Annotated in this window: 13 protein-coding genes and 1 pseudogene; 6 read left to right on the top strand and 8 right to left on the bottom strand. The window is 60.7% G+C overall.

What is annotated here, in order from left to right; all coding sequences use genetic code 11:
* From F5897_RS07570 to F5897_RS07550, 5 genes and pseudogenes are all read right to left on the bottom strand, one after another.
* Positions 1-343, bottom strand: a pseudogene (locus tag F5897_RS07570) (hypothetical protein); the annotation flags it as partial.
* Positions 344-364: 21 nt separating this feature from the next.
* On the bottom strand, positions 365-1150 hold the full coding sequence (locus F5897_RS07565) for a VIT1/CCC1 transporter family protein (protein ID WP_246332287.1): 786 nt from the start codon (positions 1148-1150) through the stop codon (positions 365-367).
* 311 nt (positions 1151-1461) lie between these two features.
* Complete coding sequence (locus F5897_RS07560; protein WP_183305063.1) at positions 1462-2472, bottom strand: ABC transporter substrate-binding protein; 1011 nt, start codon at positions 2470-2472, stop codon at positions 1462-1464.
* 35 nt (positions 2473-2507) lie between these two features.
* Positions 2508-3290, bottom strand: a complete 783-nt coding sequence (locus F5897_RS07555; protein ID WP_124825113.1) for an ABC transporter ATP-binding protein — start codon at positions 3288-3290, stop codon at positions 2508-2510.
* Positions 3287-4291 carry a FecCD family ABC transporter permease gene (locus F5897_RS07550; RefSeq protein ID WP_183305062.1) on the bottom strand — a complete coding sequence of 335 codons (1005 nt, stop codon included), beginning with the start codon at positions 4289-4291 and terminating at the stop codon, positions 3287-3289. Before F5897_RS07550 ends, F5897_RS07555 begins: the two co-directional genes overlap by 4 nt.
* Positions 4292-4382: 91 nt before the next feature.
* Here F5897_RS07550 and F5897_RS07545 point away from each other — a divergent pair, with 91 nt between their 5' ends.
* From F5897_RS07545 to efeB, 3 genes are all read left to right on the top strand, one after another.
* A complete protein-coding gene (locus F5897_RS07545) occupies positions 4383-5483 on the top strand; it encodes a ferrochelatase (RefSeq protein WP_183305061.1) in 1101 nt (366 codons plus the stop codon).
* Between the two features lie 8 nt (positions 5484-5491).
* The gene (gene hemQ, locus F5897_RS07540; RefSeq protein WP_343048855.1) at positions 5492-6217 is read left to right on the top strand and encodes a hydrogen peroxide-dependent heme synthase; all 726 of its coding nucleotides are present in this window, start codon (positions 5492-5494) and stop codon (positions 6215-6217) included.
* A gap of 154 nt (positions 6218-6371) precedes the next feature.
* Complete coding sequence (gene efeB / locus F5897_RS07535) at positions 6372-7679, top strand: iron uptake transporter deferrochelatase/peroxidase subunit (RefSeq protein WP_343048856.1); 1308 nt, start codon at positions 6372-6374, stop codon at positions 7677-7679.
* Positions 7680-7696: 17 nt separating this feature from the next.
* Here efeB and F5897_RS07530 read toward each other — a convergent pair whose 3' ends face one another.
* Positions 7697-8131: a DCC1-like thiol-disulfide oxidoreductase family protein gene (locus F5897_RS07530; RefSeq protein ID WP_183305060.1), complete on the bottom strand. Its 435-nt coding sequence runs from the start codon at positions 8129-8131 to the stop codon at positions 7697-7699.
* A 190-nt stretch (positions 8132-8321) separates the two neighbouring features.
* Here F5897_RS07530 and F5897_RS07525 point away from each other — a divergent pair, with 190 nt between their 5' ends.
* Positions 8322-10241, top strand: coding sequence for a VCBS repeat-containing protein (locus tag F5897_RS07525; RefSeq protein ID WP_183305059.1), 1920 nt, complete (start codon positions 8322-8324; stop codon positions 10239-10241).
* Between the two features lie 94 nt (positions 10242-10335).
* Here the strand turns inward: F5897_RS07525 and efeO are convergent, their stop codons facing one another.
* Both efeO and efeU read right to left on the bottom strand, forming a co-directional pair.
* Positions 10336-11616: an iron uptake system protein EfeO gene (gene efeO, locus F5897_RS07520; protein ID WP_124825108.1), complete on the bottom strand. Its 1281-nt coding sequence runs from the start codon at positions 11614-11616 to the stop codon at positions 10336-10338.
* Positions 11540-12547: an iron uptake transporter permease EfeU gene (gene efeU / locus F5897_RS07515; protein WP_183305058.1), complete on the bottom strand. Its 1008-nt coding sequence runs from the start codon at positions 12545-12547 to the stop codon at positions 11540-11542. Before efeU ends, efeO begins: the two co-directional genes overlap by 77 nt.
* A gap of 171 nt (positions 12548-12718) precedes the next feature.
* Here efeU and F5897_RS07510 point away from each other — a divergent pair, with 171 nt between their 5' ends.
* Together F5897_RS07510 and F5897_RS07505 are read left to right on the top strand one after the other, a co-directional pair.
* Entirely contained in the window at positions 12719-14242 is a 1524-nt protein-coding gene (locus F5897_RS07510; protein ID WP_183304331.1) for a leucyl aminopeptidase family protein, read from the top strand.
* A gap of 118 nt (positions 14243-14360) precedes the next feature.
* Positions 14361-15011, top strand: a 651-nt coding sequence (locus F5897_RS07505) for a zinc-binding metallopeptidase family protein (protein ID WP_484482100.1), incomplete at its 3' end; no start/stop codon positions are given.

The raw sequence follows: 15011 nt of genomic DNA, 5'->3' as shown, positions 1-15011 counted from the left end.
CATCTTTTGCCGCCAAAACCCCGAATTCCTCCTGATACAGCAACACGCTGTTAAGCTCAGCGGTGCCAAAATGCGCGGGTTTCTCACCAGCACCTGTGCGCAGCAAGCACACTCCGCCGGCGGTAAGCACCTCTGCTGTCGCAGCCGTGGCAGCAGAGTGCGGGGCGGGCTGATCCACCCCCACCTCAAAAAACGCTAAATCTAGTGCGGATGCCACTAGGTGCGCGGGATATCCGGCAGCCTCCCAGCGGCGCAGCCACTTCGTGGGAGCGGTGCCCGTGCAGAACCCGAAAGCCAGAGTTTGCGGTGTTGGAGTGAGGGAAGCTGCTTGCTGCTGCGTCATAATTAACTAGCCTACCGGCAGTTAGGCGACACTGACTCCCAGCAGCTGGCCGATGGTGTAGGTGATTGCCATTGCCGCGGCGCCGAACAGCAGCTGTCGCAGGGCTCCGCGCACGAGGCTCTTGCGGGCGAACCAGGCCGCTGTGCCACCGGTTACTGCAAGGCCGAAGAATGCAAAACACAGCGCCAAAATTAGACTGCTGCCGCCGAACAGGTATGGCAGCAGCGGGATCAGCGCGCCGGTGCTGAAAGCAGCGAGTGACGATAGCGCCGCGACCCACGGTGACGGGCGGTCGGAGATGGTGAGCCCGAGCTCGGTGGAGAGATGGAGGCTGAGCGCTGCATCGTGATTGAGGTGCACCTCCTGGGCTGCCTGCGCGGCGGTGTGGGGTGACATGCCCAGGCGCACGAACTGCTCGGTGAGTTCCCGCTCTTCGCCAGTGGGGTTGCGTTTCAGTGCCTCTGATTCGGTGCGCACCTCTTTGTCGAGCTGCTCGTTGGCGCTTTTAACTGAGGAATACTCGCCGAGAGCCATTGAAATGCCGCCCGCGAGTAGCCCTGAAACCCCGGTCAAGATGATGATGCCGCTGCTGGCTCCCGCCGCCGCAACACCTACCAGCAGACCGGTGTTAGAAACCAGGCCGTCCATCGCGCCGAAAACCGCAGCGCGCAGCCAGCCGCTGGAGACATCCGCGTGCGAGTGATCGTAGTCATGCGGGGACACGTATGCCGGGGTGGCGCTGTGCGTATCCTGCGAGTGCTGCGGTGCCTGTGCGGAGTGCTGTGGCGCGGCGTGCTGAGCTGTCAAAATTTCCTACCTGGTGTTGTTTTTCATGGGGCTGCAAAAAGCAGCGTAGCCTACATTAGCACCCGGATTGGCTTAGTGAAAACAGCTTTCGAGACTTTAAAAACCTGAAGTGTCGGTTTCGGCGCGCCTAAAAAATAAGTGTGGCCACACCCTGAGTTACGGTGTGGCCACACAGTGATAGTTTCGGCCGATATACGCCTAGAATTTAGCGCAGTGGAGCGGTTTTTTCCGTGCCGGCGCTGCTTCGTAAGTGCGCAGCTCCGTGCCGACGCTGTGTGTGCCGGCGCTTTAACCCGCGCCGCGCTTGCCCCTTAGAGGGTCTGCACCCAAGCGGTCAGCTTGGCTAGTCCGGAAGCGCTGTTAGCCAACCCCACCGCCTGCACTTCTTTGCCGGTTACCCGCAGGATTTTATCCGCGCTGATACTGCGCAGCGAAGCCACGGCGGGGTTCTGCAGCAGCTCCGCAAACATCCGATCGCCGCTGCCGTTCATGTCAATTAAGACGATGCCGGCAGGGTCTAACTGCACCAGCTGCTCTGCGGTAATCGGGCCTGTGCGCTCCAACTGCAGCTGTGCGCCGGCATCAACCGCGCCAGCAAGCTCAACCAGCTCTAGCGGGTAAGCGTGACCCGCGGTGATAAACGGCCGACCCGCCTGATTGGTGAGCACCACAACCGCTTTATCAGTCTGCTCCGGCGCCTTCGCGGCGGCAATCTTGGCTGCGATATTGGCCTGCAGCTGCTCCGCCGCGGCTTCTTGCCCGGTTGCCTGCCCGATTAGGGAAATACCCTGGGCGAGGGTCTGCTGGTTTGTCCAGCTCGCCGGCAGCTGCAGCACCGTGACCCCGGCCTGTGTCAGCACCTTACCGATGGTGTCGTCTGCGCCGTGGCGCGGGCTGAGGATCACCAGGTCAGGTTTCACCGCCAGCACATTCTCAGCAGCCAGTTGCTGTGCCACCGGAAAAGCGGTGACGTCTTGCAGTGCTTCCTGATGTGACCCCAGAGCCGGGTTGAGGTTCGCCTCCGGAATCAAAACCAGTTTGGAAGCCAGCCCTAGCTCTGCCACCACCTCGGCGCTTTCATAATCAAGTGCAGCAATCTGCGTCGGTTCAGCGGGGATTGTGAGCTCGGTGTCTGCGCCGCCGCGCACACCCGGAATCGTGATAGTGCGCGGCCAGGTAGCTTCCTGAGTGTTGCTCTGTGCTGTGGATTCGGTGGCGGGCGCGGTTGCCGGAGCTTCAGCTGCCGTGGTGCAGCCGGCAAGTAGCAGCGTGGCCGCAGCAAAACCAGCTGCTACAGTAGCAAAACGGTGACGGAGTTTCAAATGACTGCCTTTCCTGTGGGAGCTTGCAGCACGCGCTATTCGGTGGTGATGAATTTGCGGCCGCGAGCCGTGGTGTAAATGTTGGTGGTGACACCGTATGCGGTGTGCACCATGTCGGGGTGTAAAACTTCGAGCGGGCTGCCGATGAGATTGGTGCCGTTTTTATCAAGCAGCAGAATCTGGGTGCAGGCGTTCAGCGCAATGTTGAGATCGTGCAGCGCCGCAATCACGATTTTGCCTTCGTTACCGAGCCGCCGCATGGTCTGCTCTATCGCTTTTTGATGCAGCAAATCAAGCGCGCTGGTGGGCTCATCGAACAGCATTATCGGGGTGTTTTGCGCCAGTACTCGGGCGAGCTGGGCTAACTGTAGTTGCCCTCCAGAGAGGGTGCCGCAGCGGCGGGTAGCGAGATCCGCAATTCCCAAAGCAGCAAGAGCCTCATGGGTTGCCGCAGCGGCATCGGTTTGGCGGCTAGCGCGGGCGCCGATTTGCACCAGTTCTGCGACCGTCAGCTCCGGGGGAGCCGCGGTGTTCTGGGTCAGCATGCCCAGCAGCTTGGAGCGTTTAAGCGCGGAAACTCGGGTCAAATTCGCGCCGTTGTAGCGGATGCTGCCGAAGTGTTGCACTCCCGCCTGCGCAATCGCCGCCAGCAGGGAAGATTTCCCGGCGCCGTTGGGGCCGACAACCCCCAGCACGGTGCCAGGGAGCAGGTGAATGTTGAGTGGCTCGCTCAGCGCCCGGCCGGCGCGGTAAGCGCCAAAACCCTCCAGGGTGAGGGTGTGCTGCAGCAGCGGACAGGTGGGTGCGAAGATTTTCATGCCGGGTGCCTCCGCAGCAGCAACAGCAAGAAAATCGGGGCGCCCACGAGCGCCGCAACGACGCCGGTTTGCACCACCACCGCGCCGAAAGCGGTGCGGGCGAGGGTGTCAGCGAGCACCAGGAAAATCGCGCCGCCGAGCGCCGAAAGCGGCAGCATGGTTGCATGATTGGCGCCGCTGAGCAGGCGAATAGCGTGCGGCACCACCAAACCCACGAAGCTGATGATGCCGCTGACCGCGACAGCGGCACCGGTAATTAGTGATGCCAAAAGCAGCAGGAGGGCGCGCTCGCGGGCGACAGAGACGCCGCTGGTGGCGGCAATCTGCTCGCCCAGGGAGAAAGCGTTGAGGGAGTGGGCCCGCAGCAACAGCAGTGCGACCCCGGCGAGCACCGGCACTGCAGCCAGCCAGACGTGCTCCCAGCTGCGTAACTCAAGATCGCCGGCAAGCCAGAAAAATGCAGAACGCACCAGCGAATCTTCGGTGGCGTTGGCGATGAGGATGTGGATCAGCGCGCCGGCGAGGGAGTTGATTGAAACTCCGACGAGGATGATGCTGGTGGTGTCAATGTGGCGTTTAAAGTGCAGCACCAGTTGCAGCACGCCGGCGATGGCGGCGGCGCCGAGGAAGGCGCTGAGCGGTACCGTCCAGTTGATTGCCCCGCTGACTCCGAGGGTGATGGCGCTGATCGCGCCGACAGCGGCCCCAGCGGAAACCCCTGTAACGCCGGGATCAGCGAGGGAGTTGCGAAGCAGTGCTTGCATCACCGCGCCGACCGTGGCGAGGGCGGCCCCGACGAGCATCGCGACGATGATGCGCGGCATACGGATCGACCAGATAACCGCCGCGTCGGTGACGTCTGCGTTGCCGGGGTCAAAAATTGTGCGCAGCGCGGTCTGCGGAGTTAGCGACGCGGTGCCCGCGAGCAGCGAGAAGAAACCGCAGGCTACAAGCAGCAGGGTGCCTAAAATGGCGAGAAGCCAGGGGGCACTGCGAGACATGGCATCGGTCCTTAGAAAAATTTTGAGCAAAATCCTGCTACATCTGATGATATACATCTGATGTATGGGAATTTGGTGATAGCGTTAAAACATGGCTAAAAAAATTGCTCCGTATGATGCGCTGTTAGTTTGTTCTTTTGGTGGACCAAACCACCCGGATGACGTGCTGCCCTTTCTGCAGAACGTCACCCGCGGTAAAAATATCCCGACTGAGCGCCTTGCCGAGGTTGGCGAACACTACTACGGTTTTGGCGGCAAAAGCCCAATTAACGAGCAGAACCTGGAACTCGTGGCGGCGCTGCAGCGGGAGCTTGCCGCCAGAGGCTATGATCTGCCGGTGATCTGGGGTAATCGCAACTGGCACCCGTACACCGTTGATACCCTGCGCGACGCGGCAGCGTTCGGGGCGAAAAGAGTTTTGACCCTGATCACCAGCGCCTACAATTCCTACTCGGGTAGTCGTCAGTACCGGGAGCACTTGGCTGCGGCGCGGGAGGAGCTCGGCGCCGCGGCACCGCAGCTTGACGTGCTGCGCGCCTACTTTAACGACCCGGGTTTTGTGCGTGCGAACTTCCTCAACATCGCGGCCGCGCTTGACAGTCTGCCGGAGGCAGCCGCCGCAACAACCCACATCGCCTACGTTACGCACTCCATCCCCGACACGATGCAGCTCGCGTCGGCGGTAACCGGCCCAGGCTACCGTGAGCAACACGAAGATGTGCGCGCTGTAATTGACGATATGCTGGCCGAGAAATACGGTGTGAAATTTGCCTCCAGCCTGTCTTACTGTTCGCGCTCGGGCGATCCACGTACCCCATGGCTTGAGCCGGATATTAATGATCGCTTGGCGGATCTGGCAGCCGCGGGAGTGCGCCAGGTGGTTATTGCGCCAATCGGGTTTGTGTCTGACCACATGGAAGTCGCCTACGACCTTGACGAGGAGGCGCTGGAAACCGCGGCAGAGCACGGCATGGCGGCAGCACGCGCGGCAACCGTGGGGGTGCACCCGGTGTTTATCTCAGCGCTGGTAGACATGGTGCTGGAGCGCGCAGCTCGGGAAAACGGTGAGACCGTGGCAGCGCCGACGGTGGGAGCACTGCCTGCGTTTGGTGATACCGAGCCGGCCGGCAGCTGCCGGATGCGGTTTAACGAGGTCACCGGAATTCCGGTGCTGGCAGGCGAAGCAGACTAGGGGGAAAGGTGACCACAGCAAATACTCGTTCGGTGGTTGATCACAGCGCAGTCGCGGCAGCTATTAACGACTCCATCAACTACACCATGTATGCCGCATTCAGTATTGCTGAGCGGCAAAACACCACACCGGTTGCCGCCAGTGACACGGTGCAGCAGCTGCTTACTCAGCTGGACGCAATCCCTGATTTGGTGGTGCGCGGCTGGTATGACATTGCGGGTTTCCGCGCAGACACTGACGTGCTGGTGTGGCTGCACGCCCCCACCCCGGAGCCGCTGCAGCAAGCCTACAAGTTGATTGTGGAGTGGGGGAGCGGGAATCTGCAGCCCACCTGGTCTAACATCGGGGTGCACCGCCCAGCGGAGTTTAACCGCGGTCATGTGCCTGCGTTTTTAGCGGGGGAAGAGCCGCGGGGCTACATTTGCCTTTACCCGTTTGTGCGCTCCTACGAGTGGTATCTGCTACCGGCGGCAGAGCGCAGCCAGTTGCTGCGCGAGCACGGCGCTGCGGCGCGCGACTACGGTGACGTGCTAGCGAACACCGTGGCGAGCTTCGGCCTCGGCGACTATGAATGGCTGCTGGCGTTTGAAAGTGACGAGCTATTGCGTATCGTCGACCTGATGCGCGAGCTGCGGGCCACCGGCGCGCGGCTGCACGTGCGAGAAGAAACCCCGTTTTTTGCGGGCCCACGGGTTACCCCAGAACAGTTGCTAGCCCCGGTTTTTGCAGCGTAACAGCTGCTTTGTGAAGGCCGGCTTCTGCCGCGATCTATTTACTGAGGTGAAAATTTTGCAAGAATCAGAAACCGCACCCGCGGCCGGCACTGCGGCCGCATCCGACACCGCTGCACCAGCTATACCGGATGCTCCGGATGCTACAACTCCTGCTGTGCTTGGCACTGTAGCGCCCGATACCGTTTCGCCGCCAAGCTCCGGGCTGTCTCGCCGCGGCGCGCTCGCGCTGTTTGGGGCCGGCGCCGCAGGCGTGGCGCTGGGCGCGGGCGGCTCCTGGGCGCTGCCCCAGCTTAGCGGCGGTGGTGGATCCACCCCCGTGCAGCGCAGCTATCCCTTCTACGGCGAGCACCAAGCCGGCATCATCACCGAGATGCAAGACCGGATGCACTTTGCGGCATTCGACGTCGCACCTGACCTCACCCGGGAAGAGCTAATCGAGCTGCTGCAGGATTGGACATACGCTGCTAGTCGCCTCACTCAGGGGCTTGAAATCAGCGCGAAAGGCGCTTTTGGCGGGGGCTCGCTGCAGCCGCCCGACGACACCGGGGAAGCGGTGGATATCGCACCCGCCGGGCTTACCATCACTTTCGGGTTTGGCCGCAGTCTGTTTCAGACCGCCAGCGGGGAGGACCGTTTCGGATTGGCGCATCTGCTGCCGGCGCACTTTAAACCGCTCGGCAAAATGCGCAACGACTTCATGAGGCCCGAACGCTCTGACGGCGACCTGTGCATTCAGGCCTGCGCTGACGACCCACAGGTCGCGGTGCACGCGATTCGCAACCTCAGCCGCATTGCTTTTGGGCGGGCGCAAATTCGCTGGTCGCAGCTGGGGTTTGGGCGCACCTCGGCAACAACGCGCAGTCAAAAAACGCCGCGCAACCTGTTCGGGTTAAAAGACGGCACGGCGAACCTGAGAGCAGAAGATACCGCGGAGCTAGAGCAGCATGTGTGGATTACCCCCGAGCTTGGGCCGCAGTGGGCGGTAGGCGGGAGCTACCTGGTGGCACGCCGCATTAATATGACGATCGAGGTGTGGGACAGCCTGCAGCTGGGGGAACAGGAGCGAGTGACCGGGCGAGATAAGCGCGAAGGCGCACCGCTCTCGGGTGGCACTGAGTTCACCGAGCCTGATTTTACTAAGCGCGGCCCCGACGGGGAACTGCTGATTGATGAGCGCTCGCACGTGGCGCGGGTGCACCCGAGCAATAACCGCGGTATTAAGATGCTGCGGCGCGGCTACAACTTTGTTGACGGTAATGACCCGCAGGGCAAGCTTGATGCCGGGCTGTTCTTTATTGCTTTCGTGAATCAGCCAGAGAATTTTGCCGCAGTGCACAAGAACATGGCGCGCGATGACATGTTTGTGGAATACCTCAAAACCACCGGGTCTGCAGTTTTCCTGGTGCCGCCAGGAGTGCAAGACGGGCAGTATATCGGGCACCAGCTGTTCACCGCCGGCTGATTGAAGCATTATTGCCGTTAGCTGCCGGGGATGGTGCACCCACTCGCGCCGGTGCTTTCGGGGCACTGCTCCGGGTGCCGCGTGCACCACGGGGTGACTCCCTTAAAGCGATAGCGGTTTGCGGCGACCCAGCGATAGCCGCGCTCCAGCAGTCGGCCGCAGCCGGGAAGCCGGTAGAGTCGCGTGAAGAGCCGGGTGTTGCGCGCTACATCTAAAGCCGCGGTGACCGCGGCTGCGCCCTGCAGCATGCGACCGTCTGGGGTGATGAAGAAAACTGTGTGTTCTGCTTCGCCGGCGGTAATCGCAAAACGCTCCAGGGTGCCCGCGTTTTGTGATGGTAAAAGCGTGATGTTGGAGCCGCCAGCTTGCCGTGACAGCCACAGCGCGGCGCGGGTGCACATCCCGCACTCGCCGTCGAAAACGAGGTGGCTGTGCTGGCTGTTGTTAGTCACGGTGGTTGCTTTCTGGTTGGCGCTGTGGCGCTGTGGTGCTGTGGTGCTGTGATGCTGTGATGCGGTATTCCCAGTATCCGCTATTTTCACGGTGTTGTCGAGCCACGGTCTTTACTGATTCACAAACATCAGATATATTTTAGGTGAGCCTAAGTGCTCTGTGTTTTGTGTCTCTTGTTGAAAGATGAAAATGTCTCTGCTATCTAAAACTCTGACTTTTTCGGCCGCCGCGGCGCTCGCCATGACCTCCCTCGCGGTCACCCCCGCAGCCGCAGAAAATAGCGTGATTCCGGGGCCGGTAAACGGTTACGGCTCAACTTCGGCCAGCTGTGACGTGAACGGCGACGGCGTGCTTGATTACATCACCGGTTCGTACTGGTTTACCGAGCAACAAGCCGCGGTCTACCTGGGCCCGGTCACCGCGGCCAGCACCCCAATAGTTTTTACCCCCGGAGGCAGCAGCTTCAACATGGGCATTAACGTGGCCTGCGACGGTGACTTGAACGGTGACGGTTTCGCCGACATGCTTTTCACCTCGCAAGCTGAAAGCACCACAATCGTGTTCGGTGCGGCAAGTTTGCAGGGTGGCGCGCTGAGTGAAATCGGTGCTGCCGGGGTGCGCCTGAACGGTTACCAGATTCTGAAAGCGTTTCCGGTGGGCGACCTCACCGGTGATGGCCGTGCAGAGTTTGCAATCGTAACCGCCAACGCCGTTTACCTGTACGACCGTTTGCCAGAGTCGGGGCAGTTTGATCCACAGCAGGCAACCAAGATTGTAACTGGCGGCTCACACACTGTTCTTGCCGCGGCCGCAGCCGGCGATGTGAACGGTGACGGGAAGCAAGATTTGGTTTTGGGATCGCCGAACTCGTCTCAGGGCGGGCAGTTTGCTGGTGCCGCCTATGTGCTGACCGCGGTGCCTTTAAGCGCCTGCAGTGAGTTGAATTTGCAGCAGGGCTTCAGTGGTTTCACTGTGCTCGGTCCGGAATCTGGGCACGCGCTGCTGGGCACCTCGGTTGCGGGCATCGGCGATATTAACGGCGACGGTTTCGCTGATTTGTTGCTGGGAGCGCCGGGTGATGAAAATGTGCAGGGCGCGGAGCGTCCGGGAGGCGCGGCCGTGGTGCTGGGCAGTGCAGCCGCTGACACAGTAAGCACTGCGCCGCAGGCGACGGGCGCTCCGAGTGTGAGCGACGCTGCAGCTGTGCCGCGTGGTTGGTGGCTGACTGGGTTGAGCGCCGGCGACCACCTCGGAGAAAACATGGTGGCAGCGGTGCGCACCGGCGGCACTACCCAGCTGTTGCTGGGGGCTATGGACGGTGTTATCGGCGATGCTCCAGAAAAATCAGGTTATGCAGTGGTGCTTGATGCTCAGGTGCTGCTTGAAAACGGGGTGAATGCGTTGCCGCGGTCGCTGCAGGAGATGGCTGCGGTGGATCCGCGCGTCCAGGTGTTCCACAGCACCGTGGCTGAAGCGCGCTTCGGGCGCAGCTTTGCCGCTTTGGCAGCCTCTGCCGAGCAGCTGCAGCTGGTGGTTGCTGCGCCGGCAAACTTCAGCCAGTTAGGCACGGAGCCGCAGCTGCACATGCTGCAGCTGCAGGTGCAGCAGCCGGCAGTCGCAACGCTGCAGGTGAGTGCCGGAGCAGCTGCGGTGGGCGACACCGTGACAGTCACCGCAACCGGCTTGCAGCCCGGTGCAGCAGCTGATTTCAGTTTGCACTCTGACCCGCTTGCGCTTGGCACGGTTACCGCGGACGCAGCGGGCACGGCGGAACTGAGCTTTACGGTGCCAGCTGGTGCCGCGGTCGGGCAGCATGAGCTGCGGGTGATCCAGAAAGTGGGATTAACCACCAGGGAGGCAGGTGTTGCCTTTGCGGTGCAGGCAGCTGCGGTGCCACCTGCTACCGGTGAAGTGACTGCCCCTGCGGGTGGTGCTGCGACTCAGCCGACCGCTGAAAAAGCCGCGACAGCGCACAACGCTAAGGTCGCTGATAAAGCACCGCTTGCAATTACTGGCAACGGTAATCAGGCGCTGGTGTGGGTGATTGCCGCTGTGGTGATTCTAGGCGGCGGTGCAGCGGTGGTGATTGGGCGGCGCATGCGGCGCTAATCGCAGTCGGGCTGGGATAAAAATTGGTGCGGGTTCACCTGCGGCGAGCCGCGGGTAAACCCGCACCTGGTTTTACAGTGCGGTGTAGCGACGGTTACTCAGAGATTCCCAAAACCGTTGCGGTCAGCTTAGACAGTGGCTCACGAGTCGCATCAATCTGTGCGGTGAGCTCTTTCTGCTGCTGGGCATCGACGGTGTCATACAGCACGAAGCCCTTGTCTAGGCTGCCATACTTGCTGAGCAGCTGCTGCAACTTATCAAACTCCGCGTTGATTTCCTGCACCAGCTTCTCGCCCTCCGCGCCCTTGCGCTCAGCAATCGGCGCTACCAGGTCAAACGCGATGCGTGAGCCTTCAAGGTTAGCCTGGAAGTCATAGAGGTCGTAGTGTGACCACCAGTTTTCCTCGCCGGTCACCTTGCCCACGGCGATCTCTTCCAGCAGGCCAGAGGCGCCGTTAGACACAGTTGCCACGGTAATCTGGTTGTCTGCGATGAAGTTTTCGTCGTGCACCGCGGTGTAGAGCCGCTCAACATCCGCGATTAGGGTTTCGCCAATCACCTTGCGCTGCTCCGGGGTTGAAGGCTCCCAACCCTCCCAAGCGTTGGTGCCGTCAGCGTTAAGCGCATCCCGCTCCGGAACCCACAGGTCTTTCTCCATGCGGTGGAAACCCAGCCACTCGGTGTAGGTCGGATCGTCAGCCTTTAGCTGGTCAGCTTCAGCCAAATAGTCAACCTCACGATAATCGATGCGTGGATCCAGCACGCCAAGGGCTTCCGCAATCGGTTCGATGCGCTCATAGTGGACGCGGATGTTAGCGTAGAGCTCACGCGCCTTGTCGTCGTCACCGGCAATGTATGCGTTCGCAAACTCGGTAGCGCCCGGCACCAGCTCCGCAACCTCGTTCTTTACGAAATTGACGTAATCAACAACCACCTGATCAAACAGCGCCTGATCGTCACCGGTGAGCTCAACCTTGTCGCCGGTCACGGTAAACGCAGCTTTGCCGATGTTCGCGCCGCGCATCCCCGGCTTGCAGGCGGTGAAGTAGTCTCCCGGCTGCAGCGTCACCGTGAGGTCAGCGCTGGCGCCCGGAGTGATGTTTTCTTTTTCAGACACAATCCGTAGCCCGTCGCTGCCCAGGAGGTAGAACTCGGTGGTCTGTGAGCCTTCGTTGCTGATTTTGAAGGTGACGTTACCGCTGGTTGCGGTTGCGGCTGAAACTTTGCAATCGGTTTCGGTGGAGCTGACATTCAGCACGTTACCCGCAGCTGGTGCCGCGGTCTGCTCAGCCGCGGTGTCAGCGCAGCCGCTCAGCAGCAGCGCCCCCGCCGCGATGGTGGCCGCTGTGCTCGCAGCCCTGGTGTGTTTCTTCATGGTTTTCTCCTTTTGTAATCTGCCCTGAGGAGGCGGAAAACTTGGTTTTGCGGCGGCTGATCCGCACAAAAGCTGGAATCGTGAAGCGCAAATAGAGCGCCCAAGCCAGCACTGCGAGCCAGCTCATCTGCGGCACAAACCCGATTGTGCCCTGCAGCAGTGCGGCTAGCGGAGTGCCCGGAGCAATCACGTGTTCGACATTAAATGCCCAACCAAACGGGAACGCTGCGCCCCAGAAAGGGCCCTCGAAGCCGGTCAGCACATCGCCGGTGCGGAAATTTGTCGGGGTAATCGGGTGTCCCGAGAATGGGCCCGGCAAGATTGCTGCTTCTTGCAGGTCGTGGATGCCGTACGCCAGCACGCCGGCGCTCACCAGTAGCAGGAAAGCGCCAGTCCAGGTAAAGAACGCCCGGAGGTTTGCCCGCACCGCGCCGCGGTTAATTAAAATCCCAAAGCCGGTGGCGACGATGATGCCCGCGACCGCGGCGCCGAGCGCGACGGCGGAGTTGATCCACCCCCACAGCAAAATAGTGGTTTCAAGGCCCTCTCTGGCAACTGTCACAAAAGCCAGCCAGAAAATTGCGGTGCCGCTGCCCAGCAGTAGCGCGCGATTCATGCCCTGCTCCAGTTCTGCGCGCAGTCGGGAGCCGGTTTTGAGCATCCAGAAAACCATCCAGGTGATCATTGCGACCGCCAACAGTGACATGGTGCCGCCGATTAGTTCTTGCTGAAAAAAGGTGAGTTGGGTGCGCCCGAAAGTGAAAAAAGCGCCGGCGGCAAGCGATGCCAGAACCGCAGCTGCTACGCCGTACCAGATTTTGCGTTTCACATCGTGGCGCTGCAGTTTCGTGGCGTAGGCGAGCAAAATGCCAATCACCAGGGCGGCTTCCAGGCCTTCCCGGAAGCCAATTAAAAATCCAGCTAGCGTCATCGAAGTTAAACCGTTCTTGTATTTTACCTAATCAGCAGGACTTGGTTGCCTGATAAGAGTATCATCAGATGAATTATATCGGCTAGCATCTCGCAAAACTTTATGAAGTTGCGTCAGTCGCGGCTGTGATTTGTTGCACGTCTCTAATTTGAAGGCGCTAGGCTAGTAGATATGAACCTTGTAATTGACCCAAAATACAATCCTGTTCCATCCCTGACGCAGTCACCGGAGATTGCAGTTGCCGCAACCGCGGCAGCAACCGGCGCAGTTGCGGTCTGGGTAACTAGCGAGGGTGAGCTCCCGCAGACGGTAGAGCTCAGCCGTGAAGAACTAAAACTTGCCGGTTTTACCGGCGCGAAAGGTCAAACCTACGTGCTGCCTGGCGAGCCAGTAACCGTGCTCGTGGGTATCGGCAAAGGCGTTAAAAACGCTGCCGAGGCGCGCAACGCGGTTGCCGCTTTTGTGCGTGCGGCAAACAAAGAGGCCGAGATTAGCTTCGAGCTGGAAACCCTGCACCGCGGTGACACCTGCGCCCGTGGTGCGGCACGCGCCGCGGTAGAGGGCGCACTGCTCGCGCGCTACGCATACGAAGAGCTGAAAACTGAGCGGAAGCTCGTGCCACTCACCAAAATCACCGTGGTGGCAACCGCAGACACCGAGCTGGCGCAGGAGGGCATCGCCCAGGGAGTGGCGCTGTCGCGTGCTGCGCGCCTGTCTCGCGACCTCGCTAACACCCCACCACGCCACCTCACCGCGACAAAACTCGCAGAGGTTGTTGCCGAGGTTGGCCCACAGTTTGGGTTGGAAGTAGAAGTCTTTGACCTCGCTAAGATTCAGGAACTGCGCCTAGAGGGCATGCTGGGTGTAAACGCCGGCAGCGTTGAAGAACCACGGGTTATTAAACTCAGCTACAAGCCGGAAAATGCGCGAGCGCATGTTGGCTTGGTTGGTAAAGGCATCATGTATGACTCCGGCGGTATTAGCCTGAAGCCATCTGATCCATCACACTGCATCATGAAGATGGACATGATGGGCGCCGTTTCACTGTTTGGCGCGATGACCGCGCTGGCTGATCTCAAGGTGGATGTTGCGGTTACCGGTTTCATGATGTGCACCGACAATATGCCATCCGGCAGTGCCACCAAGCTCGGTGATGTGCTGACTTACCGCAACGGCAAAACCGCCGAGGTCAAAAACACTGACGCTGAGGGTCGCCTGGTGCTGGCTGACGGTCTGGTGCTGGCAACCGAACTGGAGCCGCGCCCAGATGCGCTGGTAGATATCGCAACTTTGACCGGTGCCGCTTTGATGGCATTCGGCACCGAAACCACTGCGGTTATGGGTAATAATCAGGATGTGGTGGATCAGCTCATCGCAGCTGGTGCTAAAGCAGACGATGTGGCATGGCAGATGCCGCTCGACCTGCGGCTGAAAGAAACCATGAAATCAAACGTGGCTGATTTCGCAAACATTGGTGCCCGTGAGGGCGGTGCAATCACCGCGGCGCTGTTCCTCAACGAGTTCGTTGACGGCACCCCATGGGGTCACCTCGATATTGCCGGCACCATGGAGGCTACCTCCGATAAGCTGTGGCGTTCAGCCGGCGCAACCGGTGTGGGTGCACGCACCCTGGCGCACTTCCTGGCCGCCTTTAATCAGCCAAGCGGTGACATTATCGGCACCGAACTAGACTAAGTTTCGAGATGCAAAAACAGCGGGCGTGGTCAAATGGCCACGCCCGCTGTTGCTTTTGCTTTGGTGTTTGTGGCGCGTACTCCCCAGTGCCAGCGGGGAACTCTGGCACAGTTGAAGTATGACTTTCGAAGCAGAATTTCCGCACCGTTCGACGGGTGACACCACCCATGCACAGCAACTGTCTACAGCTTTAGCGTCACAAGCAGCCTATGTGGAGGCAATCGCGCAGTACGTGACGGAGTCGCCTACCTCGCACCACGCGGTGGCTGCGGCAGCGCGGCTGCTCGCAGAGCAGGGTTTTCAGTATCACGCCGAAACCACGGCGTGGCCACAGCTCGCGGCGGGCGCGACCGGTTATACGGTGCGAGACGGCGCGTTTATCGCCTGGAAAGTGGGCGGTGAGCACGGCGCAGCAGCGCCGCAGCCGGGATTTGCGGTGCGGATCTTTGGGGCGCACACTGACTCTCCCGGCTTTATGGTGAAGCCGGTTGCCGCCGGCGGCGCGCACGGTTGGCAGCAGCTGAACGTGGAGGTTTACGGCGGCCCGCTGCTAAACAGCTGGCTTGATCGCGATCTCGCTATCGCGGGCAAGGTGCAGCTGCGCGATGGCTCCTCGCGGCTGTTGTGCACAGCTGCTGTGGCGCGGATCCCGCAGCTTGCGATCCACCTCGAAAGCCGCGATAAAACCGCGCTTGAGTTAGACCGGCAGCAGCACACGCAACCGGTTTTAAGCCTTAACGGCCCCGCCGCAGAGCAGTTGATTGCGGAG

This window comes from Canibacter oris, from assembly GCF_014197205.1.
GTDB classification, from domain to species: Bacteria; Actinomycetota; Actinomycetes; order Actinomycetales; family Microbacteriaceae; genus Canibacter; species Canibacter oris.
This window is presented reverse-complemented; position numbering and strand designations above follow the sequence as displayed.

Coding starts and splice junctions, on each gene's coding strand:
- F5897_RS07555 (WP_124825113.1), bottom strand. CDS start 3,290: ATGAAAATCTTCGCACCCACCTGTCCGCTGCTGCAGCACACCCTCACC.
- F5897_RS07550 (WP_183305062.1), bottom strand. CDS start 4,291: ATGTCTCGCAGTGCCCCCTGGCTTCTCGCCATTTTAGGCACCCTGCTG.
- F5897_RS07545 (WP_183305061.1), top strand. CDS start 4,383: ATGGCTAAAAAAATTGCTCCGTATGATGCGCTGTTAGTTTGTTCTTTT.
- F5897_RS07525 (WP_183305059.1), top strand. CDS start 8,322: ATGTCTCTGCTATCTAAAACTCTGACTTTTTCGGCCGCCGCGGCGCTC.
- efeO (WP_124825108.1), bottom strand. CDS start 11,616: ATGAAGAAACACACCAGGGCTGCGAGCACAGCGGCCACCATCGCGGCG.
- efeU (WP_183305058.1), bottom strand. CDS start 12,547: ATGACGCTAGCTGGATTTTTAATTGGCTTCCGGGAAGGCCTGGAAGCC.
- F5897_RS07510 (WP_183304331.1), top strand. CDS start 12,719: ATGAACCTTGTAATTGACCCAAAATACAATCCTGTTCCATCCCTGACG.